Origin of the sequence: Craterilacuibacter sinensis (assembly GCF_009831765.1) — a bacterium.
In the GTDB taxonomy this organism is placed as follows: Bacteria; Pseudomonadota; Gammaproteobacteria; order Burkholderiales; family Chromobacteriaceae; genus Craterilacuibacter; species Craterilacuibacter sinensis.
The window spans coordinates 110,943-136,391 of the sequence record NZ_WSSB01000010.1 but is presented as its reverse complement, the minus strand read 5'-3'; the positions used below and the strand labels follow the sequence as shown (position 1 = coordinate 136,391).

Genomic DNA, 25,449 nt, shown 5'->3' with positions numbered 1-25,449 from the left:
ATCGGACTACTTGACCGCATGATGGGCAAGACGGTATCTACGCGCTAACCCACACGCCTAACCCTTACCGGCCAACTTGGTCGTCATGACTAGGGTGATGGCAGATAGGGTGCAATATTCTTCATGGCACGGGAAACATACTCTTCCTTCTCGCCAACCGGCGCGACATAGTGAAGTGCGTTTCTCGCGGCTTCTTCGTCCTCGGTGCGTGCAATAACCCAAGCGGCAAGATACGGTGATGCCAGGCAGCCACCTGCGCTTGCAACGTTACCTTGCGCGTAGAAGGGCTGGTCAATCACGGCAATGCCCGCCTCCTGTACCCAAGGTTTTGTAATCAGGTCAGTACATGCAGGGACGTTTCCGAGGAGTCCGAGCTTGGCCAGAATCAGCGTGCCGGAGCATTGGGCGCCAATCAGCTGCCGTGCCGGATCTAGCTGGAGCTGCGCCATGAGCGCCGGGGTGTTGACGATGTCCCGAGTCTGCATACCGCTGCCGATTATCACGGCATCGGCCGCGCAGGCTTCGGCTAATGTTGACTGGGCATGCACGGTGACGCCGTTCATGGAGGTGACCGACGGCGTTGGGCATGAGAGCGTAACTCGCCAGCCCGGTTTTTTGATGCGATTAAGTATCCCCAAGGCGATCAAGGAGTCGAGTTCATTGAACCCTTCGAAGGTAAGGATGGCTATGTGCATATTGTTAAGCCCCGGACTATCTGTTACGCGTTTTACAAGTAGCGCAGGGTGCTTTGCCTTGCTGTTTTCGCAAAGACGGGTTAGCCGCCACCCGCAGCGTAAGCCAGCAATTTCGCCTTCCGGCAGGTGATGCCCTCTTAATTAAGCATCCTACCTGGCCATCACGGCTGTTCGCCGACCAGATACTTCTTGCTCATTGCCTTGAACTGCTCGCTGCCGGATTTTTCCAGCATCTCGAACAGCACCATTTCGCGGCTGACCAGCACCGCGCCCGCGTCCCGCATTCTTTGCAGCCCCAACTCCTTGTCGCTGTCGGCACGGCTGCCGACCACATCGGCGACCACGAATACCTGTTTGCCCAGTTGCAGCAGCCCCAGCACCGTCTGCAGCACGCAGACATGGGTTTCCATGCCGCACACGATCACCTGTTCGCGTTCAAGCAGGCTGCGCGGCAGGCAACCGGCACTAATGCAGGAGAAGTGCAGCTTTTCGACATGCACTGCATCGGGGGCGGCGGCGCTTAACTCGGCCAGAGTGTGGCCCAGCCCCTGCGGATACTGTTCGGAAAACACCACCGGCAGGGCACAATCATGGGCGGCCGCGATGAGCCAGCGTGCGCGCGCGATCAGGTTTTGCGCGCCAGCAATGGCGGGGGTGAGCTTGTCCTGTATATCCACCACCAGCAAGGTGGCCTTGTCTTTGTGCATCAGCATGTTTGTATTCCCGCTTGTGGTTTTCACGTCAGGATAATTCATAGTCATGGATAGGGGCATCCCCGCATGGGGCAAGTGCGCTGACTGTGGCAAACTTTGTCCTATTGATGACCTGAGTCCTGGAGCAATTTGCATGTTGCCTGCCGCCTACCAAAGCTTTGTCCGGCGTATTAGTGGTCGTATCGACAGCCGGCGCATCTATACCGATCCGCTGTCCACGCTGACTTATGGCACCGATGCGTCCTGCTACCGGCTAACGCCCAAGGTGGTGGTGAAAACGCATAACGAGGACGAGGTCAGGCTGTTGCTGGCCGAGGCGGCGGCACTGGCTTTGCCGGTCACTTTCCGTGCGGCGGGTACGTCCTTGTCTGGGCAGGCGGTCAGCGATTCCATCTTGCTGGTGGCGGGGGATGCGTGGAATGCGCTGGAGGTGCTGGATCATGGCGCGGCCATCCGTTTGCAGCCGGGCGTACTGGGGGCGGCGGCCAATGCCGCGCTCTTGCCCTACGGGCGCAAGATAGGCCCGGACCCGGCCACGCTGAATGCGGCGATGATCGGCGGCATCGTCAACAATAATTCAAGCGGGATGTGCTGCGGCACGGCGCAGAACAGTTATCGTACCGTGCGCAGCCTGCGCCTGATCCTGGCAGACGGCACCTTGCTCGATACCTCGGACGAGGCTAGTGTGGCGGCGTTTCGCGAGAGCCATGCCGGCTTGCTGTCGGCCTTGTCGGGCTTGGCCCTGCGCGTGCAGGGGAACGAGACGCTCGCGGCCAGGATACGGCGCAAGTACAAGATGAAGAACACCACCGGTTATAGCCTGAATGCGCTGGTGGACTACACCGACCCGCTGGCCATCTTGCTGCATCTGATGGTGGGCAGCGAAGGCACGCTGGCCTTCGTGTCCGAGGTGGTGTATCACACCGTGCCCGACTGGGCGCATAAGGCATCGGCCCTGGTGTTTTACCCCGACATCGGCACGGCCTGTCAGGCTATCTCGGTGCTGGCACAGCATAAGGATCAGGTAGCCGCGGCCGAACTGCTGGATAGGGCCAGCCTGCGCTCGGTCGAAAACAAGGCCGGCGTGCCGGCGCTGATACGCAGCCTGCCCGATACGGCGGCGGCCATCCTGATTGAAACCCGCGCCGAGTCCGCAGCGGATTTGCAGCGCCAGTGCGCAGCCATCAGCGCTTTGCTTGCGCCGTTTTACGCATTGGCGCCGCTCGTGTTCAGTAGTGATGCCGCCGAAACGACCCGGCTATGGAATATCCGCAAGGGCATGTTCCCCAGTGTCGGGGCGATGCGCGCGACCGGGACGACGGTGATTATCGAGGATGTGGTGTTTCCGATCGAGCATCTGGCGGAGGGCACGCTCAAGCTGCAGGCCCTGTTCCAGCGCCACGGCTATCACGAGGCCATCATTTTCGGCCATGCGCTGGAAGGCAATCTGCACTTCGTGTTTACCCCTGACTTTTCCGGCGAGGCCGAAATCGGGCGTTATCAGGCTTTTCTGGAAGACGTGTGCCAGCTGGTGGCGGTCGAGTACGAGGGCGCGGTCAAGGCCGAGCATGGCACCGGGCGCAATATGGCGCCCTTTGTCGAGCTGGAGTGGGGGGCGGATGCCTACCGCGTGATGCAGGAAATCAAGCTGCTGTTTGATCCTCAGGGCATGCTCAACCCCGATGTGATCCTGTCGCAGGACAAGCTCTTGCATGTCAAACATCTCAAGCCCATGCCGGTGGCCAACCCCATTATCGACAAATGCATCGAGTGCGGTTTTTGCGAGGCGCAATGCCCCAGCCGCGCACTGACACTGACGCCGCGCCAGCGGATTGTCGCGCGGCGCGAAATCGCGGCGCTGGCGGCAAGCGGCACCGAGCCTGCCGCCTTGCAGCAAATGGAGGCGTCTTATGTCTATGCCGGCGAGCAAACCTGTGTCGCCTGCGGCTTGTGCGAGACGGCGTGCCCGGTGGGGATCAATACCGGCCGGCTCACGCTGGGCCTGCGCGAAGCGGCACTGGGCGACAGCGACCGCAAGCGGGCCGCGACGCTGGCACGGCATTATGGCCTGGCCAGCAGCGCGGCACGAACCGGTTTGCGTCTGCTTGCCGGCTTTGAGAAGGTGGCGGGCGAGGGCGGCACGGCGGCCTTGATGCAGGGCTTGCGCCGGGTGCTGGGTACGCGCGTGCCGCACTGGTCGCGCCATTTCCCGCGTGGTGCAGGGCGTTTTAGCGCGTTGCCGGGCAAGGCGGACAGCGTGCGCAAGGTGGTGTATCTGCCGTCCTGCCTGACGCGTACCTTTGTACCCTCGGGTGCGGCGCCGGATGCGCGTCCGGTGAATCAGGTGGTCGCTTCGGTGCTGGAAAAAGCCGGTTATGCGCTGCTATATCCGGCGGATCTGGGCAATCTGTGCTGCGGCACGCCTTTTCACTCCAAAGGCGCGATGGACGCGGCTGAGGCCAAGCGTATGGAGGTGGAGGCGGCGCTATTGCTGGCCAGTGACAATGGCCGCTGGCCGGTCATTGTCGACAACGGGGTCTGCACGGTGGCGCTGCTGGAGGGCTTGCAGGACACGCCGCTACAGATTTACGACGTGACGCGCTTTGTGCATGAAGTGGCTGCCGACTATCTGCAGTTCAGCCCGCTGGATGAGGATGTGGCGCTGCATGTGGTGTGTTCGATGCGTAAAAGCGGTCAGGCAGCGATGCTGGAAGCGCTGGCGCGGCGCTGCGCGACCAGGGTGACGGTGCCGGGCGGGGTGACCTGTTGCGGTTTTGCCGGCGACAAGGGCTTTACCTATCCCGAGCTGAATGCTTCGGCGCTGAAGGATTTGCGCCCTCAGGTCAGCCATTGCAGTGGCGGCTATTCCAATAGTGCGACTTGCGAGATCGGCCTGTCCGAACATTCTGGCCTCGATTACCAGCATCTGATGGTGCTGGTGGACAAGGTGACGCGCGCAGCTTAAAGCGGCACGCAAAAAGGGCAAGGCCTGCGCCTTGCCCTTGATCACCAGCCGGTTTTTCTCAGCCCAGATTGAATGGCGACTGCTGGTAAAACGGATTGAACGGCGAGTTGCGCTGTACTTCCTCCTGACCACGGCGAAAGCGCGGTTTGAGCATGCCGCTGAGCAGGGAAAAGGCACCGCCGATGATCGGTAGTGCAAAGAAATAAATCAATACAGCGCTCAGTATGATTGTCATGTTTGTTCTCCAATGTTTGGAGACAATTATCCGTTTTAAAACAGTTGTTTGTCTTTCGTTTCCCGGACATCGATAGCCAGCGCCGCGACATGGCGGTCATTTCTATGGGCATTCTTCGCTGCGCCGCTATCGAAGTGCCGGCAATCAGGCGAGCGCCTGAGCCAGATCGGCCAGAATGTCGTCTATATCTTCTATCCCTATAGATAGGCGCAAACCGCCTTCGCGCAGTCCCAGTGCGCGTTTCTGTTCGGGAGGCAGCGAGCCGTGCGACATGGTCCAGCTGTGGTTGACCAGCGATTCGACCCCGCCCAGCGATTCGGCCAGCGCGAACAATTGCAGACGGGTGGCGACGCGGTTGGCGGCTTCGCGCGTGTCTTCCTTTAAATAGATGGAAATGATGCCGCCGAAACGGCGCATCTGTGTCTTGGCCAGCGCGTGTTGCGGATGGTCGGTGAGGCCGGGGAAGAACACCTTTTCAATGGCAGGGTGGTCAACTAGAAAAGCGGCGACCTTTTCGGCATTGTCGCAATGGCGCTCCATTCTCAGCGCAAGCGTCTTGATGCCGCGCAGCACTAAAAAGCAGTCCTGCGGCCCCGGTACATTGCCGGCCGAGTTCTGGATAAAGCGGATTTTCTGCTGCAGCGCATCGTCGTTCAGCGCAACCAGACCCAGTAGCACATCGGAGTGGCCGCCCAGATATTTGGTGGCCGAGTGCACCACGATATCGGCACCCAGATCGAGCGGGTTCTGCAGATAAGGCGTGGCAAAGGTATTGTCGATCGCGACATGTGCGCCATGGGCGTGGGCAATGGCCGACAGCGCGGCAATATCGACCAGATTCAATAGCGGGTTGGTGGGCGACTCCAGCCATACCAGCTTGACCGCAGGATTGATGGCGGCCTCCAGATTGGCCGGATCGGTCAAATCGACAAAGCTGACCTTGATCCCCAGCGGCGCCATCACCTTGGACAATAAACGCCAGGCTCCGCCATACAGGTCGGCCACGACGATGACCTCGTCACCCGGCTGCAAAAAGGCACGTAATACGCCATCAATGGCAGCCATGCCGCTGGCAAAAGCCATGCCGTGGCGGGCATTTTCCAGACTGGCAAAGCAGTCTTCCAGTGCTGCCCGGGTCGGTGTGCCGGAGCGGGCATAGGAAAATTCCATGTCGGCGCCGATCTGCTCGAAGGCAAATACCGAGGTTTGGTAAATCGGCGGCATCACTGCGCCCTGGTGTGCTTTTGCCTGATAGCCGGCATGGATGGCGCGGGTGGAAAACTTCATCTTAAGCCTCGGATTTTTAAGTAAAACGTATGAAGATGTTAAGAAATGCGGCCATGTGGCATGCGGTAAATTTGAGACTAATTGCTATTGTTTTATTGTGCAGTCTTTGCCAATTCCAGTTTGATATCGGACAAAGCCGTCTAAGTTCAATACTTTACACCTTCGCCGATTGGGGATAAGGTGCGCTCTTTCGATTTCGGTCCACATAAAGCGATGAAGCTTGAACGTGCATTTGACTTTCTGTATCACCAGCTAGAAACGCAACCACGCCATGACTGCCTGAGTACACGCAAAGGCAAGCAGTGGCATACCCTTTCGACGCCTGAAGTTGTAGAAACCGTCAACCGCGTCAGCCATGGCTTTATCAAACTGGGCATCAACCGTGGCGACCGCGTCGCCATCGTGGCCGACAACTCGACCGAATGGGTTCTGGTCGATCTGGCCCTGCAGCAGATCGGTGCCATCAGCGTGCCGCTGTACCCGACCATTACCGTCGAGGACGCGACCTATATCCTGATGCATGCCGGGGTCAAAATGGCCTTTGCCGGCACGGCAGCCATGCAGCGCAAAGTACATGATGCGCTGGGCAAACTGACCTGTCCTATCTATTCCTTTGCCGATATCGAAGGCGTGTCCTCGTGGCGCGAAGTCGAGGCACTGGGTGCCGATGGTGACGATATCATGCTCGCCGGCCTGCGTGACAGCATCCGCGCCGACGACGTGTTTACCATTATCTACACATCGGGTACGACCGGCCGCTCCAAAGGCGTCATGCTGTCGCATCGCAATGTAGTCAGCACCGTGACGGCAACGGCCGAACATACCGGCCTGCCGGAAGGCAAGCTGCGCGCCCTGTCTTTCCTGCCGCTGTCGCATATCTTCGAGCGGGCCGGGGTTTACTACTATATGTCTTCCGGCACCAGCATCTATTTTGCCGGTGTCGAGCAGCTGTCCAATGCGCTGCAGGAAGTGCATCCGCACACCTTCAGCGCCGTGCCGCGCGTGCTGGAAAAACTGTACGAAAAGCTGGCGGGCAAGGCGTCCGAGCTCTCCGGCAACAAGAAAAAGCTGTATCTGTGGGCGCTGGAGATGGCCGAGAATTTCGACCCCAACGTCAAGATGGGGCTGTGGCAAAAGGCGCAGTACGCGCTGGCCGACAAGCTGATTTTCAGCAAGTGGCGCACGGCGCTGGGCGGCGAACTCAAGTGGATTAATGTCGGCTCGGCCGCGCTGCAGCCGCGTCTGGCACGCCTGATGTGGGCCTGCGGCATTATGGTGGCCGAAGGCTACGGCATGACCGAATGCTCGCCGGTGATTTCGGCTAACCTGTTCGATGCCGACAAGGTCCGCATCGGCTCGGTTGGCGTGCCGCTGCCGCATGTCGAGGTGAAGATAGCCGACGATGGCGAGATTCTGGTGCGGGGCCCCAATGTGATGGTCGGCTACTACAAGGATGCCGAGCAGACCGCAGAAACCATTATCGACGGCTGGCTGCATACCGGCGACATCGGCAAGATGGCCGACGGTGTGCTGACCATCACCGACCGCAAGAAGGAAATGTTCAAGACTTCCAACGGCAAATACATTGCGCCGCAGGTAATCGAGAACAAGCTCAAGGAATCGGCCTTTATCGACCAGGTCATGGTGGTGGGCGACGGGCAGAAGTTTGCCGGCGCACTGATTGTGCCGCTATTCGACAAGCTCAAGGAGTGGTGTGCCCAGCAGGGGATCGCCTATACCAGCGATGCCGAAATGACGCACAACCCCAAAGTGCAGGCGCTGATAGACCGCGAGGTCAAACGCTTCAACCGCTACTTCGGTAACTGGGAGCATGTGAAGAAATTCGCGCTGCTGGAAAAACCGTGGTGTGTGGACAAGGGTGAACTGGCGCCGACGCTGAAGCTGCGCCGCAAGGTGATTACCCAGCATTGCCGTGACCTGATCGACAGCCTGTATCAGCACCATCCTGCCTGATACCGGTTTGCCGGATACAACAAAGCCCCGCGATACGTCGCGGGGCTTTGTTGCATTGGAGTGAGCCTGACGGGGATGGTCTGCTGCACCTGTAGTGGCCAGGGCTTTGGCCACTACGCCCCTCTCCCCATCCCTTATTTCACACAGTCCACGCAGTACACCCGCTTGCCGTCTTTTTCCACCGCAACCAGGCCGTGCACATCGGTTTCAAAGCCCGGCAGTTCGAGGTTGAAGTCTTGTACAAACTTCAGATAGCCGACAATGGTACGGTTGAAGCGCTCACCCGGAATCAAGAGCGGAATCCCCGGCGGATAAGGGGTGAGCAGGCCGGCGGTGATGCGGCCTTCCAGCTCGCTTACCGGCACGCGCTCGATTTCGCGGTGTGCGGTCTTGGCGAAGGCATCGGCCGGGCGCATGGCCGGCTCCATTTCCGACAGATAGATTTCGGTCGTCAGGCGCGCAATATTATGGCGCGCGTACAGTTCGTGAATCTTCTGGCACAGATCGCGCAGGCCGACGCGCTCGTATTGCGGATACTTGGCGACAAATTCCGGCATGATGCGCCACATCGGCTGGTTTTTGTCGTAGTCGTCCTTGAACTGCTGCAACAGTGAAATCAGCGTGTTCCAGCGCCCCTTGGTAATGCCGATGGTGAACATGATGAAGAAGCTGTACAGGCCGGTCTTTTCCACCACGACGCCGTGTTCGGTCAGATACTTGGTGACGATGGCGGCCGGTATGCCCATTTCGTCCGGGTTGCCGTCTACATCCAGCCCCGGGGTGAGAATGGTGGCCTTGATCGGGTCGAGCAGGTTGAAGCCTTCTTCGATGCCGGCAAAGCCGTGCCAGCGGTCTTCCGGCTTGAGTTGCCATTCGGCCGGATCGCAGATGCCATCGTCCGACAGCGCTTGCGGTCCCCACACCTTGAACCACCAGTCATTGCCGTACTCTTCATCCACTTTGCGCATGGCGCGACGGAAGTCCAGCGCCTCGACCAGCGATTCCTCCACCAGCGCCTTGCCGCCCGGCTGTTCCATCATCGCCGCTGCCACATCGCAGCTGGCGATAATCGCGTACTGCGGGCTGGTCGAGGTGTGCATCAGATAGGCTTCGTTGAACAAGGACACATCCAGTTTGCGGTTGATCGGGTCCTGCACCAGAATCTGCGAGGCCTGCGAGATGCCGGCCAGCAGCTTGTGGGTGGACTGGGTGGAGAAAATCATCGACTCCTTGCAGCGCGGCCTGTCGTCGCCAATGGCGTGGAAGTCGCCATAGAAGTCGTGGAAGCTGGCGTGCGGCAGCCAGGCTTCGTCAAAATGCAGGCTGTCGACCTCGCCATCGAGCAGGCCCTTGATCTCCTCGACGTTGTACAGGATGCCGTCGTAGGTGGACTGGGTCAGCGTCAGGATGCGCGGCTTGGCGTCCGGGTTCTTCTCCAGCGCGGCGCGGGCAAACGGGTTGGCCAGAATTTTTTGACGGATGTTTTCCAGCGAAAATTCGGCCTTGGGAATCGGGCCGATAATGCCGTAGTGGTTGCGCGTCGGCATCAGGAACACCGGAATGGCGCCGGTCATAATGATCGCGTGCAGATTGGACTTATGGCAGTTGCGGTCCACCAGTACGATGTCGCCGGCGGCAACCGTGCTATGCCACACGATCTTGTTGCTGGTCGAGGTGCCGTTGGTGACAAAAAACAGATGGTCGGCGCTGAAAATGCGCGCGGCGTTGCGCTCGGATGCAGCCACCGGGCCGGTATGGTCGAGCAACTGGCCCAGTTCATCCACCGCATTGCATACGTCGGCGCGCAACATGTTCTCGCCGAAGAACTGGTGGAACATCTGGCCGACCGGGCTCTTCAAAAAGGCGACGCCGCCGGAGTGGCCCGGGCAGTGCCAGGAATAGGAGCCATCGTTGGCGTAGTCGACCAGCGCACGGAAGAAGGGTGGCGCCAGACTGTCGAGGTAGGACTTGGTTTCGCGGATGATATGGCGTGCCACAAAGTCCGGCGTGTCCTCGTGCATGTGGATAAAGCCATGCAGCTCGCGCAGGATGTCGTTCGGGATGTGGCGTGCGGTACGCGTTTCGCCATAGAGGTAGACCGGGATATCGGGGTTGCGGCGACGCAGTTCGGCGATAAAACCATACAGCTTGCCCAGCGCGGTATCCGTGCTGTCTTGGGTGTGGAATTCCTCGTCATCGATAGACAGGATAAAGCCGGCGGCACGGCTTTGCTGCTGCGCAAATGCAGTCAGGTCGCCATAGCTGGTGTAGCCCACCACTTCGATGCCCTGGCTTTCAATGGCGCTGGCCAGCTCGCGGATGCCGGAGCCGCTGGTATTTTCGGTGCGGAAGTCTTCATCGATGATGACGATGGGAAAACGGAAACGCATGCCTGAGTCCTTGTTGAAACTCGGACATCAATGGCACCGTCAAAAAGGGCGCAAGCGTGGTATGGGGTCGTGCCCTGTCATGACACAGGGTCGGGGCCGGGCACCTGTAACGCCTTGCGGCCTTTGGCGAGGCCAAAGATGTCACTCGGTGCGCGTTGGGGCGCAGTTGCTGTTCGTGCGGTACGCAGAAGTAGCGCACGCCGTGGCTGGCCTTGAGGCGCGATTCACATCAAATTCCGGCGCCTGAGCGTCGGGTCATTTGGGTGCTTTGCACCGCGGTCCGCACTGGATGGTATCCATCCTCACGTCTGCCGGCTTAGGGCAGGCTGCAAGCAACCCACCTTCGAATACCCTGTTCGGCGCGCATTATATCTATATTGGATGGTTTGTAAAGTGGCGGGGTGGTGTGGGGGGCGGTGTCGACGCCCCTCTCTCCACGCCCTATCTCCCATTCTCCGTCTTACGCAGCTGCCACGCCTTCAGGATCAGTGCCGCGCTGCCCGTGCCCAGCAGCAGCACCAGCGGCGCGGCGATCAGCCATGGGAAGAAGGCGATGGCCAGAGCCAGCAGCAAGAGGGTGCAGCCTATGCTTAACAGCGCGGAAGCTTCGCTGCGCTCGATTTCGCGCGTACCGCGCACCACGGCTTCAATGGCGTCGCCGATGCGCGCAGCTTGTCTGGCGGCCGCTCGGGCGGTGGCACGGGCACGGGTGGCATTGGCACCGGCGCTCAACAGGGGCGAGTGATACGGTAGGCGCGGGCGTGATAGTGCCGGCCGGCGGCGCTGGCCCTGCAGAATGACTTCGGTGGCGTTATCCAGATCACGGTAAAAGCGGGCGGCCAGCTCGCCCGCCAGCGTTTCGTCTTCGATGGACACATCCAGTTCCCGGTTGGCCAGCCAGCTGGACACATTGAGATTGGACGAACCGATGCGCGCCCAGCGTCCGTCGGCTACGGCGGTCTTGGCATGGATCATTGAGCCGTTCCATTCGAACACGCGCACCCCGGCTTCCAGCAGGGGGCGGTACTGGGTACGCGACACGGTCGCGATCCAGGCAATATCGCTGGCGCGCGGCACCAGCAAACGCACATCGACCCCGTCGCGTGCCGCATTTTTCAATGCGGTGAGATAGGTGCCCGTGCCCATGAAATAGGCGTCGGTAATCCATAGCGTTTCGCGGGCGAAGGCGGCAATCATCAGGTCCAGCCGCATCATGTTGGCGCTGCTGGGGGTGGTGGCAATCAGGCGTGCAGCCACATCGCCGGGCTCGGGTGCAGTCGCTGCGTACGACGCCAGCGCCAGCGGGCTGCCGCAACTGGCCCAGCTATCGGCAAAAGCGGCAATGGCCGCCTGTAGCACCGGGCCTGTCAGGCGGATGCCGGTGTCGCGCCAGGGCGCGATGCCGGCTTGGCTATCGCCTTCCCAGCGCGCGCTGACGCACAGGCCGGCGACAAAGACCTGCTCTTGGTCGACGATGATTTGCTTGCGGTGGTTGCGCCCCAAAAGTGCGAGCCCGGCGGACAGGCTGGGGGGATTGTAGTAGCGGATTTCGGCACCGGCCGCGAGCAGCGGTTTGAAAAAGCCGGACAAAATTTCCTGCCAGCAGCCGAACCAGTCCAGCAGCAACAGCACGCGCACCTTGCTGCGCGCCCGCTCGGCGAGCAGGGCGCATAGATGGCGGCCGAAGTCATCGTTGCTGAACATATACATCTCGATCAGGATGCTTTCCTGCGCCGCGGCAATCGCCGCTTCCCAGGCCGGAAAATTTTCGGCGCTGTCGTACAGCAAGCTGGCGTGATTGCCGGCAATCAGCGGTGCGCCTGCCGCGCGGGCAAAGGCCTGGTCGGCGAAGCCGCGTACGGCCTCACGGGAGGCGGGAGATTTTTCCGGAGTATCAATCACGCTTTTTGTCCGACATTATGCAGTTGGTGGCTATTTTCAATATTGTTTATGCACTTATTTTGGTCGCTAAATTTAAATTTAACGTCACAAAACTGAAAATAAAGCTGGGGTTTTCCCGTAGAAAAACGCATGGTTTCGCAGCTAAATGCTTGATAGTAATGGATTATCGCGCCGCACAAATTCGGGTTGCGATTCTGCCTCACTTGACCTTAGAATCGAATCATTCGTTTTACATTATCAGCAGGCAACAATATGGATAGACAGCGCTGGTTGGAAGGTACTTTGTACCGCCCGGATTTCGAGCAGGATAGCTGCGGCTTCGGCCTCATTGCCCAGATGGACGATAAACCCAGCCACTGGCTGGTGAAAACGGCTATTTCTTCGCTCGCCAAACTGACTCATCGCGGTGCCGTTGCCGCCGATGGTAAATCGGGCGACGGTTGCGGGCTGCTGTTCCGTAAGCCGGACGGTTTTTTACGTCAGGTCGCGCAAGCTGCCGGCATCAGCGTCAAGCCAGTGTACGCTGCCGGTCTGGTATTTCACCACCCCGATGCGGCACTTGGCCAGAAAAGCCTGCGCCGGCTGAAGGAGCATCTGGAAGAGCAAGGTCTGGAAGCCGCCGGTTTTCGCGCGGTGCCGACCGATGACAGCGCTTGCGGCGAGGCAGCGCTCGCCAGCTTGCCGGCCATCGTGCAGGTCTTTGTCAACTGCCCGTTCGGCATGGACGAGCCGACTTTCCAGCGTCGCCTGTATATGGCACGCCGTCTGGCCGAGAAGGCCAACAAGGCCGACGATCCTTATTTCTATCTGCCTACCCTGTCGCCGCATACCTTGTCGTACAAGGGCCTGGTGACGCCGGACAATCTGTCTCGTTTCTTCCTCGATTTGCAGGATGAGCGTTTCGAGTCCAGCCTCGCGGTATTCCACCAGCGCTTCTCGACCAATACCTGGCCGCAGTGGAAGCTGGCGCAGCCGTTCCGTTTCCTTGCGCACAACGGCGAGATCAATACCGTGTCGGGCAACCGCCACTGGGCGCGTGCGCGCGAGCAGATCATGGCATCCGAACATCTGGACATGGATGCGGTACGCCCCATCGTGCAGACCGACGGCTCCGACTCCATGAGTCTGGACAATATGCTTGAAGGCCTGCTGATGGGCGGCATTCCGCTGTTCCGCGCCTTGCGCTTGCTGGTGCCGCCGGCCTGGCAGAATGTGGATTCCACCGACAAGGATCTGCGCGCCTTCTACGAATTCAACTCCATGCATATGGAGCCATGGGATGGCCCGGCCGGCATTGTGCTGACCGACGGCCGCTACGCAGCCTGTATGCTGGACCGCAACGGCCTGCGTCCGGCGCGCTGGGTGCTGACCAAGGATAATGTGCTGACCATCGCCTCGGAAGTCGGGGTGTGGGATTACCGCCCCGAGGACGTGGCGAAGAAGGGCCGCGTCAAGCCGGGCCAGCTGTTTGCTGCCGATCTGTGCACCGGCGAGCTGTTGCTGCCGGAAGAGATCGACGCCCAGCTTAAGAGTGCCAAGCCTTACCGTCAGTGGATCAAGGATTCGGCGCAGTATCTGGAGCTGTCGATAGAAGACGACTCCAGCCTGGAGGCGATGAGTGCGGACCAGCTCCTGACCTATCAGAAGCAGTTCAATCTCAGCTTTGAAGAGCGCGACCAGATTCTGCGCGTATTGGCCGAAGACGGTCAGGAAGCAGTCGGCTCCATGGGCGACGACACGCCAATGGCAGTGCTGTCGAAAAAAGTGCGCTCGCCGTTCGATTATCTGCGCCAGCAGTTTGCCCAGGTCACCAACCCGCCTATCGACCCGATACGGGAAGCGGTGGTGATGTCGCTTAACTCGGTATTCGGCCCCGAGCGCAATATGTTCGAGGAAAGTGCCGAGCACGCCAAGCGTCTGGAAGTGCGCAGCCCGGTACTCAGCCACGAAAAATTCGTACGCGTGACCACGCGTCCCGAACCGCACCTGAAGTCGACCAGCTTCGACCTGTGCTACGACCCCGCCGACATCGGGCTGCAGGCTGCATTGCAAAAGCTGTGTGCCCATGTGGTGGAAGCTGTACGCGAAGGCACGGTCGTGGTGGTGCTGTCCGACCGCAACCTGAGCGCCAACCGCCTGCCAATCCACGCGCTGTTCGCCACTGGTGCCGTGCATCATGCGCTGATCGATAGCGGCTTGCGCTGCAAGACCAATATCGTGGTCGAGACCGGCACCGTGCGCGATGCGCACCAGATGGCCTGTCTGATCGGCTATGGCGCAACCGCGGTTTATCCTTACCTCGCCTATCAGAGCATTATCGGTCTGGTGAATGCCGGTGATGTGAAGTGCAAGATCAACGAAGCGTTGCAGCATTACCGCAAGGGCATCAACAAGGGCTTGCTCAAGGTGCTGTCCAAGATGGGGGTGTCCACCATCGCCAGCTATCGCGGCGGCCAGTTGTTCGAGGCCATCGGCATCCACGAGGAAGTGGTGGAACTGTGCCTCAAGGGCACGGTGTCGCGCCTGTCGGGTGCCGGCTTTGACGAGTTCGAAGACGACCAGAAAAAGCTGGCGCGTTTCGCCTTCAACCCGATGCGTCCGATCAGCCATGGCGGCCTGCTCAAGTATGTGCATGGCGAGGAATATCACGCCTACAACCCGGACGTGGTGACGCAGCTGCAAAAAGCGGTGCAGAACGACGATTACGATGCCTACCAGACCTATGCCCATCTGGTGAACAGCCGTCCGGTCGCCATGTTCCGCGACCTGATGGAGCTCAAACTTGCTGCCACGCCGATTCCGCTGGATGAGGTCGAGCCGATCGAGGCCATCCTCAAGCGCTTCGACTCGGCCGGTATGTCGCTGGGCGCGTTGAGCCCCGAGGCACACGAGGCGCTGGCCATCGCCATGAACCGTCTGGGCGGGCGTTCCAACTCGGGCGAGGGCGGCGAAGATGCGGCGCGCTACGGCACCGAGAAAATGTCCAAGATCAAGCAGGTTGCCTCCGGCCGTTTCGGCGTGACCCCGCATTATCTGGTCAATGCCGAAGTGCTGCAGATCAAGGTGGCGCAAGGCGCCAAGCCGGGCGAGGGCGGCCAGTTGCCGGGCGACAAGGTATCCGGCCTGATCGCGCGCCTGCGCCACGCCAAGGAAGGCGTCAGCCTGATTTCGCCGCCGCCGCACCATGATATCTATTCGATCGAAGACCTGGCTCAGCTGATTTTCGACTTGAAGCAGGTTAATCCGACGGCGCTGGTGTCGGTCAAGCTGGTGGCCGAGCCAGGCGTGGGCACGATTGCCGCCGGCGTGGCCAAGGCCTATGCCGACCTGATCACCATCTCCGGTTACGACGGCGGCACCGGTGCCTCGCCGCTGACTTCGGTGAAGTATGCCGGTACGCCATGGGAGCTGGGCCTGACCGAGGCGCAGCAGGTATTGCGCGCCAACGGCCTTCGCGGCCGGGTGCGGGTGCAGACCGATGGCGGCCTCAAGACCGGCCTGGATGTGGTCAAGGCCGCGATTATGGGTGCGGAAAGCTTTGGTTTTGGCACCGGCCCTATGGTGGCGCTGGGTTGCAAATACCTGCGCATCTGCCATCTGAACAACTGCGCGACCGGCGTGGCCACGCAGGAAATCAAGCTGCGCTCCAAGTACTTTATCGGCTTGCCGGAAATGGTGATGAACTACTTCCTGTTCATCGCGCGCGAAACCCGCGAGTGGATGGCCAAGCTGGGCGTGCGCACGATGGAAGAGCTGATCGGCCGCATGGAGCTGCTGGAGCTGCAATCGGGCAGCGGCGACAAGCAGCACAAGCTGGATCTGTCGCCTTTGCTGAGCCAGGGCACGGTGCCGGATAGCGAGCCGCGTTTCTGTCTGGAAGCCTCCAACCCTTCGTTTGACAAGGGCGAGCTGGCCGAAGCCATTCTGAACGATGCGCGCAACGCCATCCACAATACGCAGATGTTGCAGCTCGAATATCCGATCGAAAACATCCACCGCTCCATCGGTGCGCGCCTGTCGGGTGAAATCGCCCGCGTACACGGTGCTGCCGGCCTGCCGTTTGGCTGTCTCAAGGTCAAGTTCAACGGCTCGGCCGGGCAAAGCTTTGGCGTATGGAATGCGCCGGGCCTGCATCTGGAACTGGAAGGCGATGCCAACGACTATGTCGGCAAAGGCATGGCCGGTGGCCGCGTCACCATCTATCCGCCGAAGAACGCCAGTTACAAGGCGGGCGAGTCCATCATCGTTGGTAACACCTGCCTGTATGGCGCAACCGGTGGCCAGCTGTTCGCGGCCGGTATCGCTGGCGAGCGCTTCGGAGTGAGGAACTCGGGCGCGCTGGCGGTGATCGAGGGCGCAGGCGACCACTGCTGCGAATACATGACCGGCGGCACGGTGATCGTATTGGGTGAAACCGGCTACAACTTCGGTGCTGGCATGACCGGCGGCTTCGCCTTCGTCTACGACAAGAACGAACGCTTCCCTTACCGCTACAACAACGAGCTGATCGACATCAACCTGATCAACGGCGAAGCGATGGGCATGTACCGTGCCTATCTGCTGGAGAAGATCGCCAAACATGTCGAACTGACCGGCTCGGAAACCGGCCGCGCCATGCTGGAGAACTTCGACGATTACGTCGATTACTTCTGGCTGGTCAAGCCCAAGGCGGCGAAATTGGAATCGCTGTTGAAGGACTAAAAAGGGACCTGGGATCCGGGACGCGGGATTCGCGGTGGAGACTGAGCCATGTTTTATCTGCATAAGCAACTGGATGTCTGGCAACAGTCCATGAACTTGTCGGTAGACATTTATCGGCTGACAGCTTCTTTCCCTGTCGAGGAAAGATATGGCTTGTCGCAGCAGATGAGGCGGGCTTCGGTTTCCATCCCTTCAAATATCGCAGAAGGTTGTGGGCGGGCCAGCCTGCGTGATTATCTGCACTTTGTTGCGATCGCAAGAGGTTCGCTAAACGAACTTGAAACACAGTTAGAGCTGGCGCTAAGGCTGGGATTTCGTCAGCCTGACCCGAATCTTGAACGGTCGGTGATTTCGGTCGGCCAGTTGGTCAATGGTTTGTATCGCAGCTTAAAGCGCAAGCTTGAGCCACCGGCAGGCTGACGCTTGGCAGCTTGCCCGAAACGATAAAGTTGAGCGGAGCGGTTCCCGGTTTCCGGTTCCCTGTTCCCGAGGAAAAAAAATGCCAAACGACGTATTCCAGTTTATGAAGCTCTCCCGCAACCCCGGCGACAAGGTCGAGGCGGCGGTGCGCAAGATCGAGTTCAAGGAAATTTATACCCCGCTGCATCCGGTGGATGCGGTGGACCAGGCCGGGCGCTGCCTGTCTTGCGGCAACCCGTACTGCGAGTGGGAGTGCCCGGTACACAACTACATTCCGAACTGGCTCAAGCTGGTGAAGGAAGGGCGTTTGTTCGAAGCGGCCGAAATGTCACACCAGACCAACTCCCTGCCCGAGATCTGCGGCCGTGTCTGTCCGCAGGACCGATTGTGCGAAGGCGCGTGTACGCTGGAACAGGGCAATTTCGGCGCGGTCACCATCGGCAGTATCGAGAAATACATTACCGACGAAGCCTATAAGGCCGGCTGGCGTCCGGACATGTCCAAGGTGGTGTGGACCGACAAAAAAGTAGCGGTGATCGGTGCCGGGCCGGCCGGCCTTGCTTGCGCCGATGTGCTGGTACGCAACGGCGTACGGCCGGTGGTGTTCGATCGCTACGAGGAAATCGGCGGCCTGCTGACCTTCGGCATTCCCGAATTCAAGCTGGAAAAGAGCGTGGTGGCACGCCGGCGCGAGATCATGGAAGGCATGGGCGTTGAGTTCCGCCTCAATACCGAGATCGGCCGCGATATAGCCATCGACACGCTGCTGGCTGATTACGACGCGGTGTTTATGGGCATGGGCGCCTACAAGTATATGAAGGGCGGCTTCGAGGGTGAAAACCTCGACGGCGTACTCGAGGCGCTGCCTTATCTGATCAACAATGTGCGCCAGAGCATGGACACTTTGCCAGCCAGCGATGCGCCTGTTTCCATGGCAGGCAAGCGCGTGGTGGTGCTGGGCGGCGGCGATACCGCGATGGACTGCAACCGTACTGCCATCCGTCAGGGGGCCAAGAGCGTGATCTGCGCCTATCGCCGCGACGAGGCCAATATGCCGGGCTCCAAGCGCGAAGTGGGGAATGCGCGCGAGGAAGGTGTCCAGTTCCTGTGGAACCGCCAGCCTATGGGGATAAGCAGGGCTGCCGACGGTAGTCTGGCGCTGCAACTGGCCGAAACGCGTCTGGGGGCACCGGACGCCAAGGGCCGGCGCAATGCCGAAGTGGTGGCCGGCAGCGAAGAAACCATCGCCTGTGACCATGTCATCATCGCTTTCGGCTTTCAGGCCGAAGCCGCGCCCTGGTTCGATGGTGCGAATATCGTGAGCGACGAGCGTGGCCGCACCATCGCGCCTGAGCGTGCCGCCTTCAAACATCAGACCAGCAACCCCAAGGTATTTGCCGGTGGCGATATGGTACGCGGTGCCGATCTGGTGGTGCGCGCGGTATTCGAAGGCCGTCAGGCCGCCGAAGGCATGCTGGGATACCTCAAAGTCTGGTAAGCCGCCATCGCGGCTGAAGTGACGGCTCGCGGCTAATGCCGCTCCTACAATGGTTTAGCCTGTAGGGGCGGCGTTAGCCGCGATATTTTTTGCCACCTGAAATTCTGTACGAATAATCCTATAGTGCTGAAGCAGCCATTCGGGTTGCTTCATCATTTAAGGAGTCGGTGCAATGAAGAAACTGTTAGCCGGTTTGCTCGGCGCCCTGTTGCTGTCCTCTGCCGCTATGGCTGCGGTCAATCTCAATAGCGCCAGCCAGGCCGAGCTGGAGGCGCTGAATGGCATCGGCCCGGCCAAGGCCAAGGCCATTATTGATTTTCGTACCAAGAACGGCCCGTTCAAGACGGTAGAAGAGCTGAATAATGTGCCGGGTATCGGCGACAAGACCATGGAAATGCTGAGAAAAGATGTGAGTGTAGGCCCGGGCAAGCCGGCAGCCGCGATGGGCAAGCCCGCCATGCCGGATAGCAAGCAGCCTATGGCCAAACCTGCGATGCCGGGCGCCAAGCCACCAGTCTCCAAGCCGGCCACACCTTCTTATTGATGGAAAAAAACCCGACGCTCGTCGGGTTTTTTTGATGGCAAGCTCGCGCCTGAAGCGTGAGCTTTTAAATCCCCATTACCCCGCCACATCCTCGCGGCTCGCGGCCACCAGCCAGTCCGCCGTCTGCGCGGCGGGCTTGAATTCCTGCACCACTTCCTGCATCAGCATAAACGCCTGTTCGGCATCCAGCTCGTCACAGGCGAGCTTGAGCCGGCTCATATGGGCTTGCAACTCGCCCAACGGCAGGCAATGTTCCTGCGCACGCAGGATGCGGGTGTGCGGGGTAGGCAGGGTGTTGTCGCCGATCAGCAGTTCTTCGTACAGCTTTTCGCCGGGGCGCAGGCCGGTGCAGCGGATTTCGATATCGCCATTGGGCTGCTGCGTGTCTTTTACTTCCAGTCCCGACAGATGCACCAGCCGTCGCGCCAGATCGATGATCTTCACCGGCTCGCCCATATCCAGCACAAACACGTCGCCGCCTTCGCCCATGGCACCGGCCTGTATCACCAGTTGCGCGGCCTCGGGGATGGTCATGAAATAGCGGGTGATGTCGGGATGGGTGAGGGTGACAGGGCCGCCGGCGGCGATCTGCTGCTTGAATAGCGGCACTACCGAGCCCGAGCTGCCCAGCACATTGCCAAAGCGCACCATCACGAAGCGGGTGCGGCTGCCGGCATCGCTCAGTGCCTGCAGGCACAGTTCGGCCAGGCGCTTGGTCGCGCCCATCACATTGGTGGGGCGCACCGCCTTGTCGGTGGAAATCAGCACAAAGGTGGCAAGGCCGGCCGCCTGCGCGGCCTGGGCACAGGTCTGGGTGCCGAAGGCATTGTTGAGAATGCCGGCCACCGGATTGTGCTCCACCATGGGTACATGCTTGTAGGCGGCGGCGTGATACACCGTTTCTACTTTGAAGCCGGTCATCACTGATAGCAAGCGGTCGTAATCGGTCACCGAACCCAGTAGCGGGGTGATGGCAAGCGTGGGTGCCAGCTGCCGCAGCTCCTGATGGATGCTGTACAGCGCAAACTCGGACAACTCGAACAGCAGCAGATGCTTGGGCGACAGCGCGGCGATCTGGCGGCACAGCTCCGATCCGATCGAGCCGCCGGCACCGGTGACCAGCACCACCTTGCCGCCGATATTGGCCGACAAAAGATCGACGCGCGGCGGCACCGGATCGCGTCCTAGCAGGTCTTCGATATCGATCTCGCGCAGCTGGTCGTAGCTGGCTTTGCCGCTGACCAGATCTGCCATGCCGGGCAGGCTCTTGATCGGGATATGGTGTGCTTCCAGCGCCTGCAGAATGTTGCGCTGGCGCGAGCGCCCGACCGAGGGCATGGCTAGCAGAATCGCCTTGGGCGCGAATTCGTCTATCAATAGCGGCAGTTCGGCCGGCGCATGCACCGCCACTCCGCGAAAGGTGCGGCGCCACAGTTGCGGATTATCATCGACAAAAGCCAGCGGCCGGTACTCGCGCCCGGCCTGCAAGGCCAGCATCAGCTGCACCCCGGCATGGCCGGCCCCGTAAATCAGCACCGGCAGGCGCGGCGCATCGTGGGCGTCGATACGGCGGATCAGCCCGCGCAGCACAAAGCGGCTGGCGCCGATATAGGCCATGGCGAACACCCAGAAAATGATGATGGAGGTGCGCGGGAACGGCGTAATGCCGGCCATCATGATCACCGCCATCAATAGCAACACCGCCAGACTGACGCCGGAGAACACCGTGGTCACCAGCTTGTCGTCCACATACTTGAGCACCGCGCGATACAGGCCGAGCTTGATGAAGATGGGCATCACCCACAGTGGCAGTACCAGAAAAATCCACCAGAATGGATTGAGCTTGGGGTCCCACACCCCGCCCAGACGCAGCAGTACCGCCGACCACAAGGCCAGCGGCAGCAGCAGGGTATCGAGCAGCATTAATAGCGCCATCTTGTGGTGGCGCGAAAAGGACAACAGGGCTTCGGTCAGGCGGGAGGTAAAAGGCATGCGGCATTTTACGGGCTAGGATGAGTGAAGCAAAGCGCAACCCATCCCGAACGTTAATCAATTACAATACTCGCCTGCCAAGTCGTGATGGCTTTTGCTTATTTTTGATCAACTATTGGATATTTTTAATGTTATTGGCCATCGTTTTTACCGCGCTGCTGGTGTCGCTCTTCACCGGCATGCTGCTGATCCGCACCCAGCATCTGCATGCCCACCTGTCCATGGACCATGATCTGGGCGGGGTACAGAAATTTCACGCCGCACCGACGCCGCGCATCGGTGGCGTGCCGGTGCTGGCCGGTTTGCTGGCTGGCGGCGCTTTATTGCTGTTTGCCGGGCAGAAGCCTGAATATCAGTTGTATTGGGGCGTGTTGTTGTCGGCCGGCCCGGTGTTTCTTGCCGGCCTGGTGGAGGATATGACCAAGAAAGTCAGCCCGCTGATCCGCCTGCTGGCCGCGTTTGCCTCGGCGGCCATCGCCATCTGGAGCGTGGGCGGTATCCTGCCGGCGCTGGGTATTCCCGGTATCGACCCCTTGCTGGCCAGTTTCCCTGTCGCCGCCATGCTGCTGACCATTTTCGCAGCCGGTGGGGTGTGCCATTCGATCAATATCATCGATGGCTACAACGGCCTGATGGGCGGCGTGGCGCTACTGGCCTTCTGTGCGTTGGCGTATGTATCGCTGGCGGTGGGCGACATGCCCTTGCTGGCCTTGTGTCTGGCCGCTGCCGCCGCCATGCTGGGCTTTCTGGTATGGAACTTCCCGCGCGGCATGATCTTCGCCGGCGATGCGGGAGCCTATCTGGTGGGTTTCTTGCTGGCGGAACTAGCGGTGCTGCTGGTGGCGCGCCACCCCGGTGTGGTATCGCCGTGGTTCCCGCTGCTGTTGCTGATCTATCCGGTATTCGAGACGATGTTTTCCATCTACCGCAAAAAACATCTGCGTCAGATGTCGCCCGGTTTGCCGGACGGCCTGCATTTTCACATGCTGGTGTACAAGCGACTGGTGCGCTGGATGGTGGGCAGCCAGGAAGCTAAACACCTGACCCGCCGCAACAGCCTGACTGCGCCCTATTTGTGGGGCGTGGCGCTGTTTTCCATCATGCCGGCACTGTTGTTCTGGCGCCATCAGTGGGCGCTGCAGTTGTGTGCACTGCTGTTTGTGTTCGCTTATGTCTGGGTCTACCGCCGCTTGGTCACCTTCCGCGCTCCGCGCCTGCTGGTGCTGCGTAAAGCCAACCCCAACCCGAAGCGCCCGGCAATTAAACCGCGCAAAGCGGCCTGATCAACTGTAGGGTGGGATAGCCGCTGCCAAGCGGCGTATCCTAAATAGCGTGATTTGTAGCGCGGCCTGTAGGCGCGGCTTCAGCCGCGAGCTTTTCGCTGATGTCGTCGGCCCAATGAAAAAATATCGCTGCTAAAGCCGCTCCGACACCATACCCAGTGGTTAAGCCTCTTTGCTAGGGGGAAGGCGCTCAAGCTTCCGCCGTCACCGCCCGTGCCGCCAGATAATCGGAAAACTCCGAACCCACCTCATGGTGCTTGAGCGCAAAATCTACCGTCGCCTTCAAATAGCCCAGCTTAGAGCCGCAGTCGTACCGCGTGCCTGCCAATGGCAGTGCTAATACCGGCTCTTCCTTCAGCAGTGCGGCGATGCCGTCAGTAAGCTGGATCTCGCCACCGGCACCGGGCTGGGTGGTTGCCAGTTTGTCAAAGATGCGTGGGGTGAGGATGTAGCGGCCAACCACCGCCAGCGTCGATGGCGCTACATCCGGATGCGGCTTCTCGACAATGCTGGTCACCCGCTGATCGCCATTGTCTGCCACCACCTCGACAATACCGTAGGCACCAGTCTGCGCGCGCGGCACTTCCTCTACCCCCAGCACCGATGCGCCACTACGGTTGTAGACCTCAACCATCTGCGCGACAGCCCCCGGTTCGCTATCCATCAAATCATCGGCCAGAGTCACCGCGAACGGTTGATTGCCAACGGCTGCGCGCGCGCACAACACCGCATGACCCAGCCCAAGCGCTTCGGGCTGGCGGATGTACTGGCAGTTGACATTCGGTGGCAGGATGCCCTGCACTGATTCGAGCAGCGCCTTCTTGTTGCGGTTTTCCAGCTCATACGCCTTGTCGAAGTGGTCCTTGATCGCCCGCTTATTACGACCGGTGACGAAGGTCAGCTCGGTAATGCCGGCGGCGACGGCCTCTTCCACCGCATACTGGATTAGCGGCTTGTCGACGACAGGCAGCATCTCCTTGGGGCTGGCCTTGGTGGCCGGCAGAAAACGAGTCCCCATCCCGGCGACCGGGAAGACGGCTTTGGTGATAGTTTTATTTACGCAATTGATGCTCATAGATGTATTTTCTTACTGCGGGGGGCACGATACGCGCTGGGATTCTAATTGCAATATTTCTAATAAATTCTAGCCAGTTTATGAATCCAATTTTTCTAAAATTGTTTTGAGCGACCAGTTCGCTTGTGGCATATTTCCATCCACCTCTGCGTTCAAACATCCCATTCCCAACCCTTGCTTTAATTAATACTTCTGGAACATTGGCGGAAATGCAACCTGAATGTAGCATTCTAACCCATAGCGCGTAGTCCTCATACAGATAATCATGTTGATAATTACCAGAAGCTATGACTTTACTCTTTTTGTACATTACTCCCATGTGATTGAATGGAGATCTCCTTTTTGCGAACGACAAGATATCCTTGTGAAGTTCTGGAACTTTTCTGATACTGGTGGGTAAGTCAGGGTTTGTGTCAAACTCTTCAATCCAGCAGCTTATTATGTCGACTTTAGGATTGTTTTTTAGGTAATTTAGTTGACATTCGAAACGGTTGCTATTGCAAATGTCGTCACTATCGAATCTCGCGATTAATTCTGTTTTGCAAAATTTTATTCCGAAAGCTAGCGATTGCCCAAGACCTACATTGTTAGGTATATTTACTGATTCTATGTTTAGAATGCTCTTGAATTCGAGAATTATTTTTTGTGACTCTTCTGAAATTGGTCCGTCTTCAACGACAACAATAGAAACAGGGCGAATAGAATTATTCAGGATGCTCTCAAATGCTTGCCTGAGGTGAAATGGGTTGTCATTTATATATGTAGACATTAACACGCTAAAAGGAGGGTGCTCGTGCTTCATCGTATGCTCTTTTCGGTGGGGTGGTAATTTCAATTTTCTATTGTTGGAATTGACTTTACCTTCATTTTAAATCCTGCGTGCAGTCCTCGGCACATCGAAATAAACTCTTTTGGACTTGGCAGACCAATCAAGCTAAATAAAATAAAACTGCGTAAAAGTTGCCGCCGATCAGCTCGACGCCATGGCTGGCTCAGATGCAATAATTTTTGCATATATATACCAGATCGCATGAGATAGAAATGCCTCAGCGGAGAGTGTAGAGGTATGATCAAATGGCCAATTTTAATTCTATGGTCACCCAAGCTGTGTTGCATGGTCGTCGCACAGTTGGCCACAATACGGTAGCCATATGATCGAGCACGGAGACACCATTCAACATCGACATAAGAGATAAAAAGCTCTTCACGCATCAATCCAACTTCTTTAAGTGCTTCCATCGATAGCAAAGTTCCTGAGCTTACCAAAAATTCTAGATCAATTATGCTATGGCTATGTGTAGGTATAATCCGTTGCTTTTTACCGCCTTTGTATGAAAATAAGGGGAGGTGTAACTGGGTGTTTTCGTCTTTTAGAATCGGGCCGACAGCAGCAATTGGAGCGTTATTTTTATGAGGTAGATCAAAGATTGATGCTAAATTGCTTACCATTTTTGATGATGGTAACGAGTCCTGATCCAATGTAAGCACATATGATGCACCTTGTGATTCCGCAATGCGGAAACCGACATTCTGCGCAAATGCAATACCTTTGTTTTCCGGTAGGTTTATAAAAATTGAGTTGAGATATTTATTGGATGAAGTTTTGACTTGCTCGGCGTTTGCGCTTCCGTTGTCAATAATTATAAAATTATTTGCTTGGGTTGCGATGGAGTTGAACAGTCGAATCAGAATATCTAGAGATGGATTGTAAGTGACGATAATGGCAATTATTTTTTTGTTTTTCAAATTGTTATTTTGGTTTTTCATGGTAGTGA

General features: G+C 58.7%; 17 protein-coding genes. 7 read left to right on the top strand and 10 right to left on the bottom strand.

From position 1 onward, the window contains the following. Window positions 1-89 precede the first annotated feature (89 nt). Together GQF02_RS11895 and GQF02_RS11890 are read right to left on the bottom strand one after the other, a co-directional pair. Complete coding sequence (locus GQF02_RS11895; RefSeq protein ID WP_160797403.1) at window positions 90-695, bottom strand: DJ-1/PfpI family protein; 606 nt, start codon at window positions 693-695, stop codon at window positions 90-92. A gap of 161 nt (window positions 696-856) precedes the next feature. After that, entirely contained in the window at window positions 857-1,408 is a 552-nt protein-coding gene (locus tag GQF02_RS11890) for a hydrolase (RefSeq protein ID WP_160797401.1), read from the bottom strand. A 133-nt stretch (window positions 1,409-1,541) separates the two neighbouring features. On the opposite strand from GQF02_RS11890, the gene GQF02_RS11885 reads away from it, so the two are divergent. Then, window positions 1,542-4,373 carry an FAD-binding and (Fe-S)-binding domain-containing protein gene (locus GQF02_RS11885; RefSeq protein ID WP_160797399.1) on the top strand — a complete coding sequence of 944 codons (2,832 nt, stop codon included), beginning with the start codon at window positions 1,542-1,544 and terminating at the stop codon, window positions 4,371-4,373. 58 nt (window positions 4,374-4,431) lie between these two features. On the opposite strand, the gene GQF02_RS11880 is transcribed toward GQF02_RS11885, so the two are convergent. Together GQF02_RS11880 and GQF02_RS11875 are read right to left on the bottom strand one after the other, a co-directional pair. Further along, the gene (locus tag GQF02_RS11880) at window positions 4,432-4,608 is read right to left on the bottom strand and encodes a hypothetical protein (RefSeq protein WP_160797397.1); all 177 of its coding nucleotides are present in this window, start codon (window positions 4,606-4,608) and stop codon (window positions 4,432-4,434) included. A 144-nt stretch (window positions 4,609-4,752) separates the two neighbouring features. Further along, complete coding sequence (locus GQF02_RS11875) at window positions 4,753-5,895, bottom strand: trans-sulfuration enzyme family protein (protein WP_160797395.1); 1,143 nt, start codon at window positions 5,893-5,895, stop codon at window positions 4,753-4,755. Between the two features lie 213 nt (window positions 5,896-6,108). Between GQF02_RS11875 and GQF02_RS11870 the strand changes: the two genes are divergently transcribed. Next, window positions 6,109-7,869 carry an AMP-dependent synthetase/ligase gene (locus tag GQF02_RS11870; protein WP_160797393.1) on the top strand — a complete coding sequence of 587 codons (1,761 nt, stop codon included), beginning with the start codon at window positions 6,109-6,111 and terminating at the stop codon, window positions 7,867-7,869. A gap of 134 nt (window positions 7,870-8,003) precedes the next feature. On the opposite strand, the gene GQF02_RS11865 is transcribed toward GQF02_RS11870, so the two are convergent. Both GQF02_RS11865 and GQF02_RS11860 read right to left on the bottom strand, forming a co-directional pair. Further along, window positions 8,004-10,259, bottom strand: a complete 2,256-nt coding sequence (locus GQF02_RS11865; protein WP_160797391.1) for an arginine/lysine/ornithine decarboxylase — start codon at window positions 10,257-10,259, stop codon at window positions 8,004-8,006. Window positions 10,260-10,700: 441 nt separating this feature from the next. Continuing rightward, window positions 10,701-12,161 carry a phospholipase D-like domain-containing protein gene (locus tag GQF02_RS11860; RefSeq protein WP_328698615.1) on the bottom strand — a complete coding sequence of 487 codons (1,461 nt, stop codon included), beginning with the start codon at window positions 12,159-12,161 and terminating at the stop codon, window positions 10,701-10,703. Between the two features lie 252 nt (window positions 12,162-12,413). Here GQF02_RS11860 and gltB point away from each other — a divergent pair, with 252 nt between their 5' ends. The 4 genes from gltB (at window position 12,414) to GQF02_RS11840 (ending at window position 19,324) form a co-directional block, all read left to right on the top strand. Beyond that, on the top strand, window positions 12,414-16,862 hold the full coding sequence (gene gltB / locus GQF02_RS11855; RefSeq protein ID WP_160797389.1) for a glutamate synthase large subunit: 4,449 nt from the start codon (window positions 12,414-12,416) through the stop codon (window positions 16,860-16,862). A 48-nt stretch (window positions 16,863-16,910) separates the two neighbouring features. Beyond that, window positions 16,911-17,282 (top strand): four helix bundle protein, encoded by a 372-nt coding sequence (locus GQF02_RS11850; RefSeq protein WP_160797387.1) that lies wholly within the window; start codon window positions 16,911-16,913, stop codon window positions 17,280-17,282. Window positions 17,283-17,361: 79 nt separating this feature from the next. Continuing rightward, the gene (locus GQF02_RS11845) at window positions 17,362-18,780 is read left to right on the top strand and encodes an FAD-dependent oxidoreductase (RefSeq protein ID WP_160797385.1); all 1,419 of its coding nucleotides are present in this window, start codon (window positions 17,362-17,364) and stop codon (window positions 18,778-18,780) included. A 172-nt stretch (window positions 18,781-18,952) separates the two neighbouring features. After that, window positions 18,953-19,324, top strand: a complete 372-nt coding sequence (locus tag GQF02_RS11840) for a ComEA family DNA-binding protein (RefSeq protein ID WP_160797383.1) — start codon at window positions 18,953-18,955, stop codon at window positions 19,322-19,324. A 75-nt stretch (window positions 19,325-19,399) separates the two neighbouring features. Here the strand turns inward: GQF02_RS11840 and GQF02_RS11835 are convergent, their stop codons facing one another. Continuing rightward, complete coding sequence (locus GQF02_RS11835; protein ID WP_235930170.1) at window positions 19,400-21,316, bottom strand: polysaccharide biosynthesis protein; 1,917 nt, start codon at window positions 21,314-21,316, stop codon at window positions 19,400-19,402. Between the two features lie 128 nt (window positions 21,317-21,444). Here GQF02_RS11835 and GQF02_RS11830 point away from each other — a divergent pair, with 128 nt between their 5' ends. Further along, entirely contained in the window at window positions 21,445-22,599 is a 1,155-nt protein-coding gene (locus GQF02_RS11830; protein ID WP_160797381.1) for an MraY family glycosyltransferase, read from the top strand. Window positions 22,600-22,789: 190 nt separating this feature from the next. Here GQF02_RS11830 and galU read toward each other — a convergent pair whose 3' ends face one another. The 3 genes from galU to GQF02_RS11815 are packed head-to-tail and all read right to left on the bottom strand — an operon-like array spanning window position 22,790 to window position 25,441. Further along, window positions 22,790-23,674 carry a UTP--glucose-1-phosphate uridylyltransferase GalU gene (gene galU, locus GQF02_RS11825; protein WP_160797380.1) on the bottom strand — a complete coding sequence of 295 codons (885 nt, stop codon included), beginning with the start codon at window positions 23,672-23,674 and terminating at the stop codon, window positions 22,790-22,792. Then, the gene (locus GQF02_RS11820; RefSeq protein WP_160797379.1) at window positions 23,652-24,476 is read right to left on the bottom strand and encodes a glycosyltransferase; all 825 of its coding nucleotides are present in this window, start codon (window positions 24,474-24,476) and stop codon (window positions 23,652-23,654) included. Before GQF02_RS11820 ends, galU begins: the two co-directional genes overlap by 23 nt. Window positions 24,477-24,505: 29 nt before the next feature. Then, entirely contained in the window at window positions 24,506-25,441 is a 936-nt protein-coding gene (locus GQF02_RS11815) for a glycosyltransferase family 2 protein (protein ID WP_160797378.1), read from the bottom strand. Window positions 25,442-25,449 lie beyond the last annotated feature (8 nt).

Bases quoted from the DNA above. Each gene is read 5' to 3' on its own strand.
- GQF02_RS11895 (WP_160797403.1), bottom strand. From the start codon at position 695: ATGCACATAGCCATCCTTACCTTCGAAGGGTTCAATGAACTCGACTCC.
- GQF02_RS11890 (WP_160797401.1), bottom strand. From the start codon at position 1,408: ATGCTGATGCACAAAGACAAGGCCACCTTGCTGGTGGTGGATATACAG.
- GQF02_RS11885 (WP_160797399.1), top strand. From the start codon at position 1,542: ATGTTGCCTGCCGCCTACCAAAGCTTTGTCCGGCGTATTAGTGGTCGT.
- GQF02_RS11880 (WP_160797397.1), bottom strand. From the start codon at position 4,608: ATGACAATCATACTGAGCGCTGTATTGATTTATTTCTTTGCACTACCG.
- GQF02_RS11875 (WP_160797395.1), bottom strand. From the start codon at position 5,895: ATGAAGTTTTCCACCCGCGCCATCCATGCCGGCTATCAGGCAAAAGCA.
- GQF02_RS11870 (WP_160797393.1), top strand. From the start codon at position 6,109: ATGAAGCTTGAACGTGCATTTGACTTTCTGTATCACCAGCTAGAAACG.
- GQF02_RS11865 (WP_160797391.1), bottom strand. From the start codon at position 10,259: ATGCGTTTCCGTTTTCCCATCGTCATCATCGATGAAGACTTCCGCACC.
- gltB (WP_160797389.1), top strand. From the start codon at position 12,414: ATGGATAGACAGCGCTGGTTGGAAGGTACTTTGTACCGCCCGGATTTC.
- GQF02_RS11850 (WP_160797387.1), top strand. From the start codon at position 16,911: ATGTTTTATCTGCATAAGCAACTGGATGTCTGGCAACAGTCCATGAAC.
- GQF02_RS11845 (WP_160797385.1), top strand. From the start codon at position 17,362: ATGCCAAACGACGTATTCCAGTTTATGAAGCTCTCCCGCAACCCCGGC.
- GQF02_RS11840 (WP_160797383.1), top strand. From the start codon at position 18,953: ATGAAGAAACTGTTAGCCGGTTTGCTCGGCGCCCTGTTGCTGTCCTCT.
- GQF02_RS11835 (WP_235930170.1), bottom strand. From the start codon at position 21,316: ATGCCTTTTACCTCCCGCCTGACCGAAGCCCTGTTGTCCTTTTCGCGC.
- GQF02_RS11830 (WP_160797381.1), top strand. From the start codon at position 21,445: ATGTTATTGGCCATCGTTTTTACCGCGCTGCTGGTGTCGCTCTTCACC.
- galU (WP_160797380.1), bottom strand. From the start codon at position 23,674: ATGAGCATCAATTGCGTAAATAAAACTATCACCAAAGCCGTCTTCCCG.
- GQF02_RS11820 (WP_160797379.1), bottom strand. From the start codon at position 24,476: ATGAAGCACGAGCACCCTCCTTTTAGCGTGTTAATGTCTACATATATA.
- GQF02_RS11815 (WP_160797378.1), bottom strand. From the start codon at position 25,441: ATGAAAAACCAAAATAACAATTTGAAAAACAAAAAAATAATTGCCATT.